This is a genomic window from Enterobacter sp. PI-10, from assembly GCF_027947695.1.
Taxonomy (GTDB): Bacteria; Pseudomonadota; Gammaproteobacteria; order Enterobacterales; family Enterobacteriaceae; genus Enterobacter; species Enterobacter vonholyi.
Window position 1 is genome coordinate 1 of record NZ_JAJNOG010000011.1, and the last position, 16,233, is coordinate 16,233.

Annotated in this window: 16 protein-coding genes; 13 read left to right on the forward strand and 3 right to left on the reverse strand. The window is 56.6% G+C overall.

Annotated elements, in window-relative coordinates; genetic code table 11:
- Positions 1-90: 90 nt before the first annotated feature.
- The gene (locus tag LRM19_RS18920) at positions 91-1,044 is read left to right on the forward strand and encodes a nickel/cobalt transporter (RefSeq protein WP_271369621.1); all 954 of its coding nucleotides are present in this window, start codon (positions 91-93) and stop codon (positions 1,042-1,044) included.
- A gap of 33 nt (positions 1,045-1,077) precedes the next feature.
- Here the strand turns inward: LRM19_RS18920 and proP are convergent, their stop codons facing one another.
- Complete coding sequence (gene proP / locus LRM19_RS18925) at positions 1,078-2,580, reverse strand: glycine betaine/L-proline transporter ProP (protein WP_023334221.1); 1,503 nt, start codon at positions 2,578-2,580, stop codon at positions 1,078-1,080.
- Positions 2,581-3,229: 649 nt separating this feature from the next.
- Here proP and kdgT point away from each other — a divergent pair.
- Positions 3,230-4,222 (forward strand): 2-keto-3-deoxygluconate transporter, encoded by a 993-nt coding sequence (kdgT, locus tag LRM19_RS18930; RefSeq protein ID WP_115876883.1) that lies wholly within the window; start codon positions 3,230-3,232, stop codon positions 4,220-4,222.
- A 58-nt stretch (positions 4,223-4,280) separates the two neighbouring features.
- On the opposite strand, the gene LRM19_RS18935 is transcribed toward kdgT, so the two are convergent.
- Together LRM19_RS18935 and crfC are read right to left on the reverse strand one after the other, a co-directional pair.
- Positions 4,281-5,156 (reverse strand): diguanylate cyclase regulator RdcB family protein, encoded by an 876-nt coding sequence (locus tag LRM19_RS18935; RefSeq protein ID WP_111964169.1) that lies wholly within the window; start codon positions 5,154-5,156, stop codon positions 4,281-4,283.
- On the reverse strand, positions 5,153-7,507 hold the full coding sequence (crfC, locus tag LRM19_RS18940) for a clamp-binding protein CrfC (RefSeq protein ID WP_271369622.1): 2,355 nt from the start codon (positions 7,505-7,507) through the stop codon (positions 5,153-5,155). The genes LRM19_RS18935 and crfC overlap by 4 nt, the downstream gene beginning before the upstream one ends.
- A gap of 595 nt (positions 7,508-8,102) precedes the next feature.
- On the opposite strand from crfC, the gene LRM19_RS18945 reads away from it, so the two are divergent.
- From LRM19_RS18945 to phnK, 11 genes are all read left to right on the forward strand, one after another.
- A complete protein-coding gene (locus tag LRM19_RS18945; RefSeq protein ID WP_111964171.1) occupies positions 8,103-8,438 on the forward strand; it encodes a zinc ribbon domain-containing protein YjdM in 336 nt (111 codons plus the stop codon).
- 80 nt (positions 8,439-8,518) lie between these two features.
- Positions 8,519-8,959 carry a VOC family metalloprotein YjdN gene (gene yjdN, locus LRM19_RS18950; RefSeq protein ID WP_271369623.1) on the forward strand — a complete coding sequence of 147 codons (441 nt, stop codon included), beginning with the start codon at positions 8,519-8,521 and terminating at the stop codon, positions 8,957-8,959.
- Positions 8,960-9,132: 173 nt separating this feature from the next.
- Positions 9,133-9,921 carry a phosphonate ABC transporter ATP-binding protein gene (gene phnC / locus LRM19_RS18955; RefSeq protein ID WP_271369624.1) on the forward strand — a complete coding sequence of 263 codons (789 nt, stop codon included), beginning with the start codon at positions 9,133-9,135 and terminating at the stop codon, positions 9,919-9,921.
- Positions 9,922-9,945: 24 nt separating this feature from the next.
- The gene (phnD, locus tag LRM19_RS18960; protein WP_271369625.1) at positions 9,946-10,962 is read left to right on the forward strand and encodes a phosphonate ABC transporter substrate-binding protein; all 1,017 of its coding nucleotides are present in this window, start codon (positions 9,946-9,948) and stop codon (positions 10,960-10,962) included.
- Between the two features lie 50 nt (positions 10,963-11,012).
- On the forward strand, positions 11,013-11,792 hold the full coding sequence (gene phnE / locus LRM19_RS18965) for a phosphonate ABC transporter, permease protein PhnE (protein ID WP_271369626.1): 780 nt from the start codon (positions 11,013-11,015) through the stop codon (positions 11,790-11,792).
- A gap of 20 nt (positions 11,793-11,812) precedes the next feature.
- A complete protein-coding gene (gene phnF, locus LRM19_RS18970; protein ID WP_023326523.1) occupies positions 11,813-12,538 on the forward strand; it encodes a phosphonate metabolism transcriptional regulator PhnF in 726 nt (241 codons plus the stop codon).
- Positions 12,539-12,991: a phosphonate C-P lyase system protein PhnG gene (gene phnG, locus LRM19_RS18975; protein WP_271369627.1), complete on the forward strand. Its 453-nt coding sequence runs from the start codon at positions 12,539-12,541 to the stop codon at positions 12,989-12,991.
- Complete coding sequence (gene phnH / locus LRM19_RS18980) at positions 12,988-13,572, forward strand: phosphonate C-P lyase system protein PhnH (protein WP_127729318.1); 585 nt, start codon at positions 12,988-12,990, stop codon at positions 13,570-13,572. The genes phnG and phnH overlap by 4 nt, the downstream gene beginning before the upstream one ends.
- Positions 13,572-14,636, forward strand: a complete 1,065-nt coding sequence (locus LRM19_RS18985) for a carbon-phosphorus lyase complex subunit PhnI (protein ID WP_271369628.1) — start codon at positions 13,572-13,574, stop codon at positions 14,634-14,636. The genes phnH and LRM19_RS18985 overlap by 1 nt, the downstream gene beginning before the upstream one ends.
- Positions 14,629-15,474 carry an alpha-D-ribose 1-methylphosphonate 5-phosphate C-P-lyase PhnJ gene (locus LRM19_RS18990; protein ID WP_048990321.1) on the forward strand — a complete coding sequence of 282 codons (846 nt, stop codon included), beginning with the start codon at positions 14,629-14,631 and terminating at the stop codon, positions 15,472-15,474. The genes LRM19_RS18985 and LRM19_RS18990 overlap by 8 nt, the downstream gene beginning before the upstream one ends.
- A complete protein-coding gene (phnK, locus tag LRM19_RS18995) occupies positions 15,471-16,226 on the forward strand; it encodes a phosphonate C-P lyase system protein PhnK (protein ID WP_115876891.1) in 756 nt (251 codons plus the stop codon). The genes LRM19_RS18990 and phnK overlap by 4 nt, the downstream gene beginning before the upstream one ends.
- Positions 16,227-16,233 lie beyond the last annotated feature (7 nt).

Here is a 16,233-nt window from a genome sequence, read left to right on the forward strand (position 1 = left end):
ATCATGCACGGTTCCCGACGCGATCCCACGAATTGAGCGGTAAGATCAACTATACTAGCGGCAAATACTCTCCTCTGTGCAGGCCGCATCATGACCACACAACGCCTCACCCGTGACTGGCGTCTCCCTACCGCTGGGTTGATGCTTCTGGTAATTCTCTTTGCCGGTTTTACCCTGCACACGCACTGGAACGCCTTTATCCAGTGGTGTCTTGCCACACAAATTACCCTGCACCGTTATCTGGTGATGTATCTGCTGCAGCTTAATAATCACCAGTACAGCGGAGGATTATGGCTGTTAACGGGGGCTTTCCTTTATGGTGTTCTTCACGCCATTGGCCCCGGGCACGGAAAATTCATTGTGACAACCTATCTGACTACCAATAAGGAAAGTGAGCTGGCCGCCCGGGTCGTTCCCTTCCTGGGCAGCCTGATGCAGGGCGTGAGCGCCATTCTGTTTGTCTTTATTCTTGCTGTGGGGTTTAACCTCGCCTCAGGGGATATCAGTACCAGCCGCTGGTACGTGGAGAAGATCAGCGCAGTTCTTATTGGCGCATTCGGCGCATTTGTCATTTACCAGGCGCTGAAGAGTCTGCGCCCGCGCAGGATGTCTGTCTCTGCCATTAAGCCACTTCATCAGCACGGCGAACACTGTGGCTGCAGCCATCACGGCGTAGGTACAGACCTGACGCAGGGCGACTGGAAAACCCGTCTGGGCGTGATTCTGGCGATTGGCGCACGCCCGTGCAGCGGGGCGATCATGATTCTGATGTTTTCGAACGCGCTGGGCATTGTCACCTGGGGGGTGGCCGCAGTCATGACCATGTCTCTGGGAACCGCCCTCTCTATTGTGGGGCTGTCCCTTGCTGTAAGGTACGCCCGCGAACGCACGGTGACCTGGTTCGGAGAAAGCGCCTCATTAAGATGGCTGGTACCGGCAGTCAAAATAGCCGGAGGGATAGTCCTGATCCTGTTCGCGACAGTGCTGTTCCTGACGGTGATCCCCATCAGTGCCAATGGCGACTACATCGCTGCCGGATGCTAATAAAAGAAAACCCGCCGTTGGCGGGTTTATTTATTACTCGTTGATGCGTGGATGCTGATCCACCAGTCGGGAGCGTTTTTTCTGCAGCTCTTCAATCTCGGCGTCAATATCCTCAATCTTCTGCTCTACATTATCGTAGTGCTCACGCAGGATCTCTTTCGCTTCCTGGATATCCGATGCCGCAGGCGTTGCGCCTTTCAGAGGACGATTTGCCGTCTCCTTCATGGTAATACCGGTAATCAAACCAATCACCGCGATCACCATCAGGTAATAAGCAGGCATCATCAGGTTCTGTGTGCTCTCCACCAGCGAGGCGGCAAGCGTTGGGGTCAGACCGGCAATCAGCACCGAGATGTTAAAGGCTGCGGCCAGCGCGCTGTAGCGAATGTGGGTCGGGAACATTGCGGGCAGCGTTGAGGCCATCACCCCGATAAAGCAGTTAAGGATCACCGCCAGCATCAGCAGACCGGCAAAAATCAGCCCCAGCACATCACTGTTAATAAGAATAAATGCCGGGATTGCCAGAGCAAACAGCGCAACGCTTCCCAGAATAATGAACGGTCGACGACCAAAACGGTCGCTCAACAGGCCCATAATCGGTTGCACAAACAGCATACCCACCATGATGGCGATAATAATCAGCACACCGTGATCTTCCGAATAGTGCAGGTTATGCGACAGATAGCTCGGCATGTAGGTCAACAGCATGTAGTAGGTCACGTTGGTAGAAATCACCAGACCAATACAGGTCAGCAGGCTGCGCCAGTGCTTAGTGGCAATCTCTTTGAACGATACCTTAGGACCATCCTGCAGCCCTTCGCGGTCACCCTGCTCCAGTTTATCGACGTGCTGCTGGAAAGCAGGCGTCTCTTCCAGCGCATGACGCAGGTAGAGGCCAATAATCCCCAGCGGCAATGCCAGGAAGAACGGAATACGCCAGCCCCAGTCGAGGAAGTTATCTTCACCCACCACGGTTGAAATCAGCACCACGACGCCCGCACCCAGGACAAACCCGGCAATCGAGCCGAAGTCCAGCCAACTTCCCATAAAACCGCGCTTACGGTCCGGGGAATACTCGGCAACGAAGATCGAGGCACCGGTATATTCACCGCCTACGGAGAAGCCCTGGGCCATCTTACAAATCAGCAGGAGAATGGGTGCCCAAATGCCGATGGTGGCGTAAGACGGTATAAGGCCGATACAGAATGTACTGATCGACATAATAACGATGGTGATAGCAAGGATCTTCTGGCGACCATATTTATCGCCGAGCATACCGAAGAACAGACCGCCCAGCGGGCGAATCAGGAAGGGAACGGAGAACGTACCCAGTGCGGCAATCATCTGCAGGCTGGGATCGGCCCCGGGGAAAAACACTTTACCTAACGCATAGGCCACAAAACCGTAGACACCAAAATCGAACCATTCCATCGCATTACCGAGCGAGGCTGCGGTAATCGCTTTACGCAGCTTTGCGTCATCAATAATGGTGACGTCGCGAAGCGTGATGGGTTTAATCTTTTTCCTTCTCAGCATAGCTATCCTCGTTGACTCGGCCCTGTCTGTTTCACAGTCCAGTATGCGTTCTGTGAACCATGGGATCCGCTCCATGCGAATCGCCTTATTCAAGCGTAGCAGGTTTACTTACATTGACGTTTTACATCGATACAACCGAACCTGTTGACGCCTGCCTGGGCAGTTAATGACCTTTTTACCCTACCAGCGTTTATATTTGTGATCAACTTCACATATATTTTTGCGTCTGGTCAACTCAGTCCAATTTTTGTCAAGGAATGCCAATAAGCACTTCCTTACCCTCCCCAAAAGAACATCCTCACGCGCGTTTTTATTTCTTTCGTAACAGAAAAACAAACCACGTTAATTCACATCAACTTTACATAAATTTTCATCAACAGGATCCGGCCTCAAGCTTTACATTGAATATGTGACAAAGATAACTAAAACGATGTTTTATTTTCATTGAATCAATATTCCAATGATCGCATGATAAATCCGAATACAACGTTTTATGTGTTTTCAAAAGAGGCTAATCGCGAGCACACATTTAATTATGTTGCTGGGTCATCGAAAAAAGACGGCAAGCAATAAGAGCAATCAATTGAATTTATTGACTAATTTTTAACACCTATCCCCCGTGCTGCGGGATCCGATGTGAGGTTTGTCTATGAAGATTAAAGCCACGATAGAACGCATTCCTGGCGGTATGATGCTGGTTCCGCTGGTGCTGGGCGCGATCCTGAATACCCTTGCTCCCAATACCGGAGCTTATTTTGGCGGTTTCACTAAAGGCATGATAACGGGCACGGTTCCGATTCTTGCCGTCTGGTTTTTTTGTATCGGCGCGTCCATTAATTTGCGGGCAACGGGTACCGTATTACGGAAATCCGGAACGCTGGTGATAACCAAAATAGCGGTAGCCTGGGCGGCGGCAATGATATGCGCAATGTTCATTCCAGAGAATGGAATTCAGACCGGGTTCTTCGCGGGATTATCGGTCCTGGCAATTGTCTCGGCGATGGACATGACCAACGGCGGATTATACGCCAGCCTGATGAACCAGTACGGAACGAAAGAAGAGTCCGGCGCATTTGTGTTGATGTCACTGGAGTCCGGCCCATTAATGACGATGCTGATCCTGGGGTCTGCTGGCCTGGCCTCGTTTGAACCCCACCACTTTGTCGGCGCGATCCTGCCCTTCCTGGTCGGTTTCGCCCTTGGCAATCTCGATCGCGATCTGCGTGATTTCTTCAGCAAAGCCACGCCGGTGCTGATCCCTTTCTTCGGTTTCGCACTGGGGAACACCATCAACCTGAAGGTCATTCTCGATACAGGCCTGCTGGGCATTGTGCTGGGTGTCGCCGTGATCGTCATCACCGGCATTCCGCTGATTATTGCTGACCGCGTAATCGGAGGAGGAAACGGCACGGCGGGCGTCGCCGCCTCTTCAGCCGCAGGTGCTGCTGTCGCAAACCCGATGATTATTGCTCAGATTAACCCGGCCTTCGAACCGGTCGCTGCTTCAGCGACAGCACTGGTTGCCGCGAGCGTGATTGTCACCGCGATTCTGGTGCCCATCATCACGGCGCTGTATGCGAAGCGCTACGGGAATATGCATGAGACCCAGCCTGAACCGAAGCCAATAGAAGCGAATCATTAACACACCGCACCAGATCATCCCCTCTCCCCTCGGGGAGAGGATCGGGGTGATAAGGTATTCATCCAAAAATTTCTTCCACCATCCCGTCCACCAGCCGTTTTGCCGAACAGAGCCGCGGCATGCCCAGCGCGACGGTCTGCCAGTTTTGCGTCACTGACCAGCTCACCGGATGTTGATCCGCCTGACACCAGTCCCCCAGCCAGCCCAGCATATCTTTATGATCGATTAAGCCCGGAGAGGCCGGCGTTGTAAGCCACTGGTGATAGAAATGGCGGGTCGTGGGTGACGCATTGATCCCCTGCGCCAGATAATTAGCCGCCATGCTGCGCAGGTTATCCTTAAGCATTGCCGCCACATCTTCATTCGCGAGGCGGCATGCGTCACCAAATGCCCCCCAGCGCAGCTCTTCCAGGACGATAAAACAGCGCCCGGCCAGCGACCAGCCATCATAATGTCCGGCCCGCCAGCGGGTAAAAATCTGCTCGCTGTGCTCGCCCGCCTGCACCGTCAGCCCGCGCTGGGTTAGCGCCTTCTCTTTCCAGGCGGCGCGTTGGGTAAAATGAGAAGAGAGTTCAGCGTACTGCTGCATCAGTCCGGGGGACTGCTGGGCGCGCGGGTGCGTCTGCTGGCGCAAAGCAATCAGTTTCTCTGCCATCAGCGTCAGCGCGAGATGACCCGGGTCAAGCATGCCGGCCAGTTTTTCCGCCAGCCCCAGGCGCAGCGCCGCATTTTCATTGAGCATACCCGCCATCGCCCAGGGGCGTAGCCGGGTATGCGTCATGATTTCCTGAGTCAAACGCTCACGAAACTGAAGCTGTTGAGGTCCCAGGTGAGGATGACGCGCCGCGTCCACTCCCTGAACCAGATCGACCATAAATTTTGGATTAATACACTCCAGCGTTCGCCCGGGGCCATCCAGTAGTGGTGTTGTCATGGTTGCTCTGCCGCGAATAGAGTTTGAATATCATCGCGTAACAGTCGGGTATCTTCCTGTATCCACGTCGCAGTAGTAATACTTTGCTTCAACAACTGGCAGAGCGCTCGGGTTGAATGCTCATTCTGTTGACGCACTGCGAGGCTATCACGCAAGCTTTCCTGTAACCCGGTCAGGCACAACGAAAATTCTGCAAAGAACGTTGCCATTCCTGCCGTAACAGAGACATCGACCTGCGCGGACAAAGCTTTACGTATTTGTTCACAAAACAGCTCAATATGTTGCTTAAATCTGTCATGTAGCTGCGCAATATCGATAACATAGCGCGTGCGCGTTTCCACATACTCATCCCAGCCCCAGCCCGGATTATTGAGCCAACGAGAGACTGTTTCACGCATGCTGCTCCCGCCGGATGGGTGGCCAGCCTGGCTGTCATCCTGCGCAATCGCATCGTTAAACAGCGCTCGCGTATTGAAGTTAAGCTGGCTTGCCTGAAACGCGGGGAAACTGATCCGCGCCCGAAAACCCGCATGGCTCAGATGCTCTTTAATACGCGTTTCGATGGGGCGCATGGCTTCGTTCAGGGAACGCGCCAGCGTAGATTCAAGCTGGTCGAAGCGTAACGCCAGCTCCCGGCAAATCTTCGTCTGTGCATCCAGCATCACCAGCTCGCAGGAGGAGCGGATTTTACTCAGCGCGATCTGCGCCTGCCCTTCATCTTCCAGAACCAGCTGTTTCAGCTCGTGCAGCTCGTCACCGCGAAGGTTCTGCCGATCGATACCTGCCAAATCAAGAATATGCTGAGCGCTGAACACCTCACCAATCGCCTGGTGAAGCGCAGTTTTTTGGGCTCCCATAAAGTCCGTAGTGGCGTTCAGAGCCTCTTCAACCTCATGTTTCACCTCATCGCTCACCACGCTCTGACGCGTCTGCAGAAGCGCCATGTCCTCTTCCAGACGTGCGATGTTCAGTTCCAGCGCCTCAAAAGCCACCGTCAATCCCTGATAGCGGAAGTCGAGGTACTCCCGGGCATTTTGCGCGTAGTTAAGCAGCTTATGCGAGGCCGAACGCAGCGCGTAAAGCGAAGCATTGGCATAGGCGGCGTAAATCAGTTTGCGTATCGGTTGTTCGAATAGCGAATCTTCCCAGAGCAAATCGGCAGAATGACGAATATGGTCGATATCGTCCAGGTCCGCCGTGCGCCAGCGACGTCCAAGCGCAGCTTCAGCAAAATCCTGCACCCAGGGTTGCTCCTGATGATCCGGTAGTTGTCCGTGGGTACTCATCTCGTAGCGAGCGCGGTTCGCCAGATAGGCCCACATGGACGAAACGGGGTAGATCTGGCCAGGCGAAATATTGCCTTTCATTAAGGTGCCGGAGATCATCGCCCGGATCTGCTCTTCATCGTCGCTATTGCGATCTTTCTGATCGAATTTATTGACCAGCGCATACAGCGGCACGGATTTTCCCGCCGCAGAAATGGCCTGGCGGACTTCTTCATCAGAGATGGATTTAAGCTGGGTATAATCCATCACGGCCAGCACCGCCGACGCGCGGGACAACTGCTCGCTGAGCATTTTTTGCAGGTGCGGCTGTCCGGCCTCATTCGGCCCGGGCGTATCGAGCAGCGTCAGCTGTCCGAGGTGAGCATCCAGACCCGCAAGATGCACGAACTCCACTTCAATTACCGGGATATGTTCGATAGCCGCATACTCAGAGAACGGAAACTCTACACCTAATGCCTGGGAAAGCCTCACCAGGTCGTTGAGACTTTTCAGACAGTGAAATATCGGCTGTGCGCCCAGGTGATGCTTCTCAAACGCTTCCCCTTTTTCAATGCGCTCCAGCAGCGTATTCATGTCTTTATCAATTTCCAGACGCTGAGCCAGCTTCCCGCGGTCGTAATCGCATAGCTTTTTCTGGAGCAGTTGGATCAATTCATCAATGGGCGAGGCATGCGAGAAATGCAGCACCGGCTCCTTCTGACCCGGCGTGTGGCGAATCAGGGTAGGAAGTGCCGTCATCGGACGATTGCGATTCGGCAACACTTCGGTCCCCACAATCGCATTAATGGTGGTTGATTTCCCCGCCTTCATGGTGCCCACAATAGCCAGGACCATTTCCAGCCGGGTTATTTTTCGTAATTCATTATTCAGCATCGCCTGCTGCGCTTCGACGCCGCGCGCGCTAAAATGCAAAGGTAAAACGTTGTTCTTTTCACCCGTAATAGCAGCCGCAGTGCTCTCCAGCATCGCAGTCGGCATTGATTTCAACGTATCGAGGTTTTGCAGGGCAAGCTGTAGCAAACGCTCAGCTTCCTGGCTTAATTCAAAAATGGTCTGTGTGTGCATGATAAAAGCCTTTCCTTAACGCAAATTTATTACTTTTATTAAGCCACTGGTATTAATTATGTTGTTCAGGCTTATATGATTACGTGTGGAAAACATGTTCGCCGAAATATAACTGATTGATGATAATCAGAAATAATTCACTATCCTTGCATGGCGTGTATAGCTTCCCTCCTGGCCTGACAGCCAAAAGAAAAAAAGCGTAGCCCATTTTTAAGAAACTTCAGGATATATCATCATTATTTCCCCCCTAAAAAGAGAGGTAATACCCCACTGCCATAAGATATGTAGAGCAGCGAAGTCCAGAGATAAATAACAATGTGTCGCTTCACCTTATCCGAAATGAAGGAACGTAGCAATTTGCCGCAATAAAATATTCGATATATTTAGCGTCATTTCTTCCCACCGTGTTAATGAGGTCAGCATCGCTTAACTGACTGACAGGAAGTGTCACTCCCGATACGTTTTTTGCATTTTTTTAATTCACAATGTCACCGACAAACGTGTGGATTTGCGCTATACTTGCCGCCTTTTTCGGCACGCTGCCGTCATTTAGCTGGCACTTTCCAGCGCGTTTACACTTTTTGAGGATACCGATATGTCACTCCCACACTGCCCAAAATGCAATTCTGAATACACCTATGAAGATAATGGCATGTTCATCTGCCCGGAATGCGCTCATGAGTGGAATGATGCCGAACCATCAAACGATGCTGATGCACTTGTCGTCAAAGATGCGAACGGCAATCTGCTGGCGGACGGCGACAGCGTAACCGTGATTAAAGATCTGAAAGTGAAAGGCAGCTCTTCCATGCTGAAGATCGGCACCAAAGTGAAGAATATCCGTCTGGTTGAAGGCGATCATAATATCGACTGCAAAATTGACGGCTTCGGTCCGATGAAGCTGAAATCAGAGTTTGTGAAAAAGAACTGATTTACCCGCCCGGTGGCGCTTCGCTTACCGGGCTTTCGGGCACTACACTTAACGGGCTTATCTTACGTGAGGTAAAGATTATGCCGTTAAGTCCCTACATCTCTTTTGCCGGCAACTGCGCTGAGGCCACCGCCTTTTACCAGCAAGCCGTCGGCGCAGAACTTCTCTATAAAATCACCTTCGGTGAAATGCCAAAAAGCGATAACAACGAAGAAGGCTGTCCGTCCGGTATGCAATTTCCGGATTCGGCTATCGCCCACTCCAACGTCCGCATTGCGGGCAGCGATATCATGATGAGCGACGGGATGCCGCCCGGCAGCAACGCGCAGTACGCGGGTTTTACGCTGGTGCTTGACACCCAGGACGTCCATGAAGGCAAACGCTGGTTCGACAACCTCGCCGCGGGCGGGAACATCGACATGGCCTGGCAGGAAACCTTCTGGGCACATGGTTTTGGTAGAGTCACCGATAAGTACGGCGTGCCGTGGATGATTAACGTCGTTAAGCAACAAACGTCGTAGGCAGGACACGCGCAGCGCAGCCAGCAAAAGCGCGCGGTGGCGCTGCGCTTACCGGGCCTACAGTAACTGTCATCGCTTTCACTTCAACTCTTCAAACTCCCGCAACCTGCACTTAACCCAAATGTCACATTGATGCGCCAGCATGAGGCCACATTTATCGTGAGGCCCAGCACATGCAAACCGTCATCCGCGTCGAGAAACTGAGCAAGACCTTCAATCACAACAAGGCTCTGCATGCCGTTGATCTGACCGTCCGGCAGGGCGACATGGTGGCGCTGCTGGGGCCATCCGGCTCGGGTAAATCTACCCTTCTGCGCCATTTGAGCGGGCTTATCACCGGCGATAAAACGCCGGAAAGCCACGTCGAGCTGCTGGGTAATACCGTACAGCGCGCCGGGCGTCTGGCGAGCGATATCCGCAAGAGCCGCGCCCAGACGGGCTACATCTTCCAGCAGTTCAACCTGGTAAACCGCCTGACGGTGCTGCAGAACGTGCTGATTGGCGCGCTCGGCAGCACCCCGTTCTGGCGCACCTGTCTGCGCTGGTTCTCCCCTTCCCAGAAGCAGGAAGCCTTACAGGCGCTGACCCGCGTCGGCATGGCGCACTTCGCCCACCAGCGCGTCTCCACCCTGTCCGGTGGGCAACAGCAGCGCGTAGCGATTGCGCGCGCGCTGATGCAGAAAGCGCAAATCATTCTTGCCGACGAACCCATCGCCTCGCTGGACCCGGAGTCCGCCCGCATCGTGATGGAGACCCTGCGCGACATTAACCAGAACGACGGCATCACCGTAGTGGTCACGCTGCATCAGGTGGATTACGCCCTGCGCTACTGCGAGCGCATCGTCGCCCTGCGTCAGGGGCACGTGTTCTTTGATGGCGCGAGCCATCAGTTTGATAACGAACGTTTTGACCATCTCTACCGCAGCATTAACCGCGTCGAAGAGAACGCGCAGGCTGCTTAATTAAACCCGATCCGAGGAAAGTACATGAGCTACAAAGCCGTTGCCGCGCTGGCCTTTACCAGCATGTTCAGCATCAGCACCCTGTTAAGCCCAGCGTATGCGGAAGAGCAGGAAAAAGCGCTGAACTTCGGCATTATTTCGACGGAATCACAGCAGAACCTGAAGCCTCAGTGGGAACCGTTCCTGAAAGATATGGAAACCAAACTGGGGATCAAAGTGAACGCCTTCTTCGCCCCGGACTATGCGGGCATCATCCAGGGGATGCGCTTTAATAAAGTGGACATCGCCTGGTACGGCAACCTCTCCGCCATGGAAGCGGTGGACCGAGCGAACGGCCAGGTCTTTGCCCAGACCGTCGCGGCCGATGGCTCCCCTGGCTACTGGAGCGTGCTGATCGTTAACAAAGACAGCCCGATCAACAACCTCAATGACATGCTCGCCAAACGCAAAGAGCTGACCTTCGGCAACGGCGACCCGAACTCTACCTCCGGCTACCTTGTCCCTGGCTACTACGTCTTCGCCAAAAACAACGCCTCCGCCAGCGACTTCAAGCGCACCGTAAACGCCAGCCATGAAACCAACGCGCTGGCCGTGGCCAACAAGCAGGTGGACGTTGCCACAAACAACACCGAGAACCTCGACAAGCTGAAAACCTCAGCGCCGGACAAGCTTAAAGAGATCAAGGTTATCTGGAAATCGCCGTTGATCCCGGGCGACCCGATCGTGTGGCGTAAAAACCTGTCCGAAAGCACCAAGGACAAGGTGTACGACTTCTTCATGACCTATGGCAAAACGCCGGAAGAGAAAGCGGTTCTCGAACGTCTGGGCTGGGCACCGTTCCGTCCGTCAAGCGACCTGCAGCTGGTTCCGATTCGCCAGCTGGCGCTGTTTAAAGAGATGCAGGGCGTGAAGGACAACAAGGGGCTGAAGGACGAGGAGAAGACCAGCAAAGTGGCCGAGATTCAGGCCCAGCTTGAAGACCTCGACCGCCTGACCGCCGCGCTCGGCGCGATGACCAGCGTGAATAAAGCGGTGCAGTAACTTTGTCCCCTCTCCCTTGAGGGAGAGGGAGAACAGATTAAGGAGCCAACATGCAAACCATCACTTTCCCGCCGCCAAAGCGCAGCTGGTTCTCGCTCATAAGCTGGGCCATCCTGCTGGCGGTGCTGGTTATCTCCTGGAAGGGCGCGGAAATGGATCCGCTGCTGCTCTTCAAAGACGCGGGCAACATGGCGACCTTCGCCGCCGACTTCTTCCCGCCGGACTTCAGCCAGTGGCAGGACTACCTCAGCGAAATGGCGGTCACCCTGCAAATCGCCGTCTGGGGCACCGCGCTTGCCGTCATTCTCTCCGTTCCGTTTGGCCTGATGAGCGCCGAAAACATCGTGCCGTGGTGGGTATACCAGCCCATGCGCCGCCTGATGGACGCCTGCCGCGCCATCAACGAAATGGTCTTTGCGATGCTGTTCGTGGTCGCCGTCGGCCTGGGTCCGTTCGCGGGCGTTATGGCGCTTTTCATTCACACCACCGGCGTGCTCTCCAAGCTGCTCTCCGAGGCGGTCGAAGCCATTGAACCAGGTCCGGTGGAAGGCATCCGCGCCACCGGCGCCAATAAAATCGAAGAGATCCTTTACGGCGTCCTGCCGCAGGTGATGCCGCTGCTCATCTCCTACTCCCTGTACCGCTTCGAGTCCAACGTCCGCTCCGCCACCGTCGTCGGCATGGTCGGCGCAGGCGGGATTGGCGTCACCCTGTGGGAAGCCATTCGCGGTTTCCAGTTCCAGCAAACCTGCGCCCTGATGGTGCTTATCATCGTCACCGTCAGCCTGCTGGATTTCCTCTCTCAACGTTTGCGTAAGCACTTCATCTGAGAAGCGAGGCTTTGTTTTCTATGCACTTATCCAGACATCCGACCAGTTACCCCACCCGATGGCAAGAGATCGCGGCAAAGCTCGAAGTGGAGCTGCGCACGCACTACCGCTGCGGGGACTACCTCCCTGCCGAGCAGCAGCTTGCTGACCGCTATGAAGTCAATCGCCATACCCTCCGCCGCGCCATTGACCAGCTGGTCGAGCGCGGCTGGGTCCAGCGCCGTCAGGGCGTGGGCGTGCTGGTGCTGATGCGCCCGTTCGACTACCCGCTGAACGCCCAGGCGCGCTTTAGCCAGAACCTGCTGGATCAGGGCAGCCATCCGACCAGCGAAAAGCTGCTCTCGGTATTAAGACCGGCCTCCAGCCACGTGGCGGACGCGCTGGGTATTCAGGAGGGCGACAACGTCATCCACCTGCGCACGCTGCGCCGCGTCAACGGCGTGGCGGTGTGCCAGATCGATCACTACTTCGCGGACCTCACCCTCTGGCCGGTGCTGCAGAATTTCTCCAGCGGATCGCTGCATGATTTTCTCCAGAATGCGACAGGCATTGCGCTGAAACGCACCCAGACGCGCATCAGCGCCCGCCGCGCGCAGGCGAAAGAGAGCAAAGTACTCGAAATCCCCAATATGGCCCCGCTGCTCTGCGTGCGCACCCTCAACCACCGTGACGGCGAGATCGACGCGACGGAATACTCCGTCAGCCTGACCCGCGCCGACATGATCGAATTCACCATGGAGCACTGAATGCACTTCGATACCGCCACCCGACAGCGCTGGATGCGCGTGCTGGCCCACAGCCAGCCTGCTGCGCTCTCTGCCCGCATGATCGCCCTTGCCCTGGCCCCCGGGTACGACCTCCTCCGCGCGCCGGAGATCGGCCTCGTTCAGATCCAGGCGCGCATGGGCGGCACCGGAGAACGCTTTTTCGCCGGAGATGCCACCCTCACCCGCGCAGCGATCCGCCTGCACAGCGGCACGCTGGGCTACGGCTACGTGCTGGGGCGTGATAAAGCGCACGCCGAGCGCTGCGCGGTCATCGACGCGCTTTTACAGGAACAACCGCATTTCCAGACGCTGATGGAAACCCTTATTTCCCCGCTGGAGGCCGACCGCGCCGCACGTCTTGCCGCGCGTCAGGCCGAAGTGAATACCAGCCGGGTCGACTTCTTTACGCTCGTTCGCGGAGACAACGCATGACGCTTCAACCCGCTTTTACCCTGGCCGTCCAGGATGCCCAACACAGTTTTCGTCGCCTGCTGAAAGCCATGAGCGAGCCGGGCGTGATTGTCTCGCTGCACCAGCTCTCTCAGGGCTGGCTGCCGCTGAACCTGGCGACCACCAGCGTGCTGCTGACCCTGGCCGACAACGATACCCCGGTATGGCTTTCGGGCGCCCTGTCTAACGATATCGCCAGCCAGAACCTGCGTTTTCACACCGGCGCCCCGCTGGTTGAACAGCCGCAGCAGGCAATCTTTGCCGTGGCCGACGAACAAATCAGTCATGAACAGCTGAATGCCCTGAGCGAAGGCTCCGCCGTCGCCCCGGAAACCAGCGCCACGCTGATTTTGCAGGTCACCAGCCTGAGCGGCGGCCGCATGCTGCGCCTGACGGGGGCAGGCATCGCCGATGAGCGCATGGTTGCGCCGCAGCTGCCGGAGTGCATCATTCACGAGCTGACCGAGCGCCCGCACCCGTTCCCGCTGGGCATTGACCTGATCCTGACCTGCGGCGAGCGCCTGCTGGCCATCCCGCGGACCACCCACGTGGAGGTGTGCTGATGTACGTTGCCGTCAAAGGGGGCGAGAAGGCTATCGCCGCCGCCCATGCGCTGCAGGCGCACAGACGACGGGGCGATGAACAGCTCCCTGAGCTGAGCGTGGCCCAAATCGAGCAGCAGCTAAACCTCGCCGTCGACCGGGTGATGACCGAAGGCGGCATCGCCGACCGCGAGCTGGCGGCGCTGGCCCTGAAGCAGGCCAGCGGCGATAACGTGGAAGCGATCTTCCTGCTGCGCGCCTACCGCACTACGCTTGCCAAACTGGCGGTGAGCGAGCCGGTCAACACCGCGGAGATGCGCCTGGAGCGCCGCATTTCTGCCGTTTATAAAGACATCCCCGGCGGCCAGCTGCTTGGCCCTACCTGTGACTACACCCATCGCCTGCTCGATTTTACCCTGCTGGCGAACGGCGAAGCGCCGCCGCTCAGCTCCTCTGACGCAGAACAGGAACCGTCTCCGCACGTTTTCAGCCTGCTGGCGAAACAGGGCCTGGCGAAGGCGGAAGAAGATTCAGGCGCGCAGCCGGATGACATCACCCGCACGCCGCCGGTTTACCCGTGCTCGCGCTCGTCCCGCCTGCAGCAGCTGATGCGCGGCGACGAGGGCTATCTGCTGGCGCTAGCCTACTCCACCCAGCGCGGCTACGGGCGCAACCACCCGTTTGCCGCCGAAATTCGCAGCGGCTACATCGACGTCGAAATCGTGCCGGAAGAGCTAGGTTTTGCGGTGAACGTCGGCGAACTGCTGATGACCGAATGCGAAATGGTGAACGGTTTTGTCGCGCCTGAAAATGAAGACCCGCACTTTACCCGCGGCTACGGGCTGGTATTCGGCCTCGGCGAGCGCAAGGCCATGGCCATGGCGCTGGTCGACCGCGCCCTGCAGGCACCGGACTACGGCGAGCACGTTGCAGGCCCGGCGCAGGACGAAGAGTTCGTGCTGGCCCACGCGGACAACGTTGAGGCCGCCGGTTTTGTCTCACACCTCAAGCTGCCGCACTACGTCGATTTCCAGGCCGAACTGGAACTGCTGAAACGCCTGCAACGGGAGCGCAAACATGGCTAACTTAAGCGGCTACAACTTTGCCTATCTGGATGAGCAAACCAAACGCATGATCCGCCGAGCGATACTTAAAGCGGTGGCGATTCCGGGCTATCAGGTGCCCTTCGGCGGCCGCGAAATGCCGATGCCCTACGGCTGGGGCACGGGCGGCATTCAGATTACCGCCAGCGTGATCGGCGAGGCGGACGTGCTGAAGGTCATCGACCAGGGCGCCGACGACACCACCAACGCCGTGTCGATCCGCAGCTTCTTTCAGCGGGTAACGGGCGTCGCGACCACGGAAAAAACCGAAGACGCGACGCTGATCCAGACCCGCCACCGCATCCCCGAAACCCCGCTGGCTGAAGATCAGATTTTGATTTTCCAGGTGCCGATCCCGGAGCCGCTGCGCTTTATCGAGCCGCGCGAAACGGAAACCCGCACCATGCACGCCCTGGAAGAGTACGGCGTGATGCAGGTGAAGCTGTATGAGGATATCGCCCGCTTCGGCCATATCGCCACCACTTATGCGTACCCGGTGAAGGTGAACGGGCGCTACGTGATGGACCCGTCGCCAATCCCAAAATTCGATAACCCGAAGATGGACATGATGCCGGCCCTGCAGCTTTTCGGCGCCGGGCGCGAAAAACGCATCTACGCCGTTCCGCCTTACACCCGCGTGGAAAGCCTGGATTTCGACGATCACCCGTTTACGGTGCAGGAGTGGGACGAGCCGTGCGCCATCTGCGGATCCAAACACAGCTATCTGGATGAAGTGGTGCTGGATGACACGGGCAAACGGATGTTTGTCTGCTCCGACACCGATTTTTGCCGCCAACAGAGCGAGGCGAACGGCCAATGAAACCGCTGCTTTCGGTTAATAACCTGACCCACCTGTACGCCCCGGGCAAAGGCTTTAGCGACGTGTCGTTCGAGCTGTGGCCGGGCGAAGTGCTGGGCATTGTCGGCGAGTCTGGCTCCGGCAAAACCACCCTGCTGAAATCCATCTCCGCGCGCCTGACGCCGCAACACGGCGAGATACTCTACCAGGGACACTCCCTCTACGGCATGAGCGAGGCCGAGCGCCGCCGCCTGCTGCGCACCGAGTGGGGCGTGGTGCATCAGCACCCGATGGACGGCCTGCGCCGTCAGGTCTCTGCGGGGGGGAATATCGGCGAACGCCTGATGGCTACCGGCGCGCGCCACTACGGCAACATCCGCGCTACGGCGCAGCACTGGCTTGAAGAAGTTGAAATTCCCGCCTCGCGCATCGACGACCTGCCGACGACCTTCTCCGGTGGGATGCAGCAGCGCCTGCAAATTGCCCGCAACCTGGTGACCCATCCGAAGCTGGTGTTTATGGATGAACCCACCGGCGGGCTGGACGTATCCGTGCAGGCGCGACTGCTCGACCTGCTGCGCGGCCTGGTGGTGGAACTGAACCTTGCGGTGGTGATTGTCACCCACGATCTGGGCGTGGCGCGCCTGCTGGCGGACCGTCTGCTGGTGATGAAGCAGGGCCAGGTGGTGGAAAGTGGGTTAACTGACCGCGTGCTCGACGATCCCCACCATCCCTATACCCAGCTGCTGGTGTCGTCCGTGTTGCAGAACTAAGAGGCCA

What these genes read in the sequence shown, in the direction of transcription:
- LRM19_RS18920 (WP_271369621.1), top strand. Translation starts at nt 91, where the DNA reads ATGACCACACAACGCCTCACCCGTGACTGGCGTCTCCCTACCGCTGGG.
- proP (WP_023334221.1), bottom strand. Translation starts at nt 2,580, where the DNA reads ATGCTGAGAAGGAAAAAGATTAAACCCATCACGCTTCGCGACGTCACC.
- kdgT (WP_115876883.1), top strand. Translation starts at nt 3,230, where the DNA reads ATGAAGATTAAAGCCACGATAGAACGCATTCCTGGCGGTATGATGCTG.
- LRM19_RS18935 (WP_111964169.1), bottom strand. Translation starts at nt 5,156, where the DNA reads ATGACAACACCACTACTGGATGGCCCCGGGCGAACGCTGGAGTGTATT.
- crfC (WP_271369622.1), bottom strand. Translation starts at nt 7,507, where the DNA reads ATGCACACACAGACCATTTTTGAATTAAGCCAGGAAGCTGAGCGTTTG.
- LRM19_RS18945 (WP_111964171.1), top strand. Translation starts at nt 8,103, where the DNA reads ATGTCACTCCCACACTGCCCAAAATGCAATTCTGAATACACCTATGAA.
- yjdN (WP_271369623.1), top strand. Translation starts at nt 8,519, where the DNA reads ATGCCGTTAAGTCCCTACATCTCTTTTGCCGGCAACTGCGCTGAGGCC.
- phnC (WP_271369624.1), top strand. Translation starts at nt 9,133, where the DNA reads ATGCAAACCGTCATCCGCGTCGAGAAACTGAGCAAGACCTTCAATCAC.
- phnD (WP_271369625.1), top strand. Translation starts at nt 9,946, where the DNA reads ATGAGCTACAAAGCCGTTGCCGCGCTGGCCTTTACCAGCATGTTCAGC.
- phnE (WP_271369626.1), top strand. Translation starts at nt 11,013, where the DNA reads ATGCAAACCATCACTTTCCCGCCGCCAAAGCGCAGCTGGTTCTCGCTC.
- phnF (WP_023326523.1), top strand. Translation starts at nt 11,813, where the DNA reads ATGCACTTATCCAGACATCCGACCAGTTACCCCACCCGATGGCAAGAG.
- phnG (WP_271369627.1), top strand. Translation starts at nt 12,539, where the DNA reads ATGCACTTCGATACCGCCACCCGACAGCGCTGGATGCGCGTGCTGGCC.
- phnH (WP_127729318.1), top strand. Translation starts at nt 12,988, where the DNA reads ATGACGCTTCAACCCGCTTTTACCCTGGCCGTCCAGGATGCCCAACAC.
- LRM19_RS18985 (WP_271369628.1), top strand. Translation starts at nt 13,572, where the DNA reads ATGTACGTTGCCGTCAAAGGGGGCGAGAAGGCTATCGCCGCCGCCCAT.
- LRM19_RS18990 (WP_048990321.1), top strand. Translation starts at nt 14,629, where the DNA reads ATGGCTAACTTAAGCGGCTACAACTTTGCCTATCTGGATGAGCAAACC.
- phnK (WP_115876891.1), top strand. Translation starts at nt 15,471, where the DNA reads ATGAAACCGCTGCTTTCGGTTAATAACCTGACCCACCTGTACGCCCCG.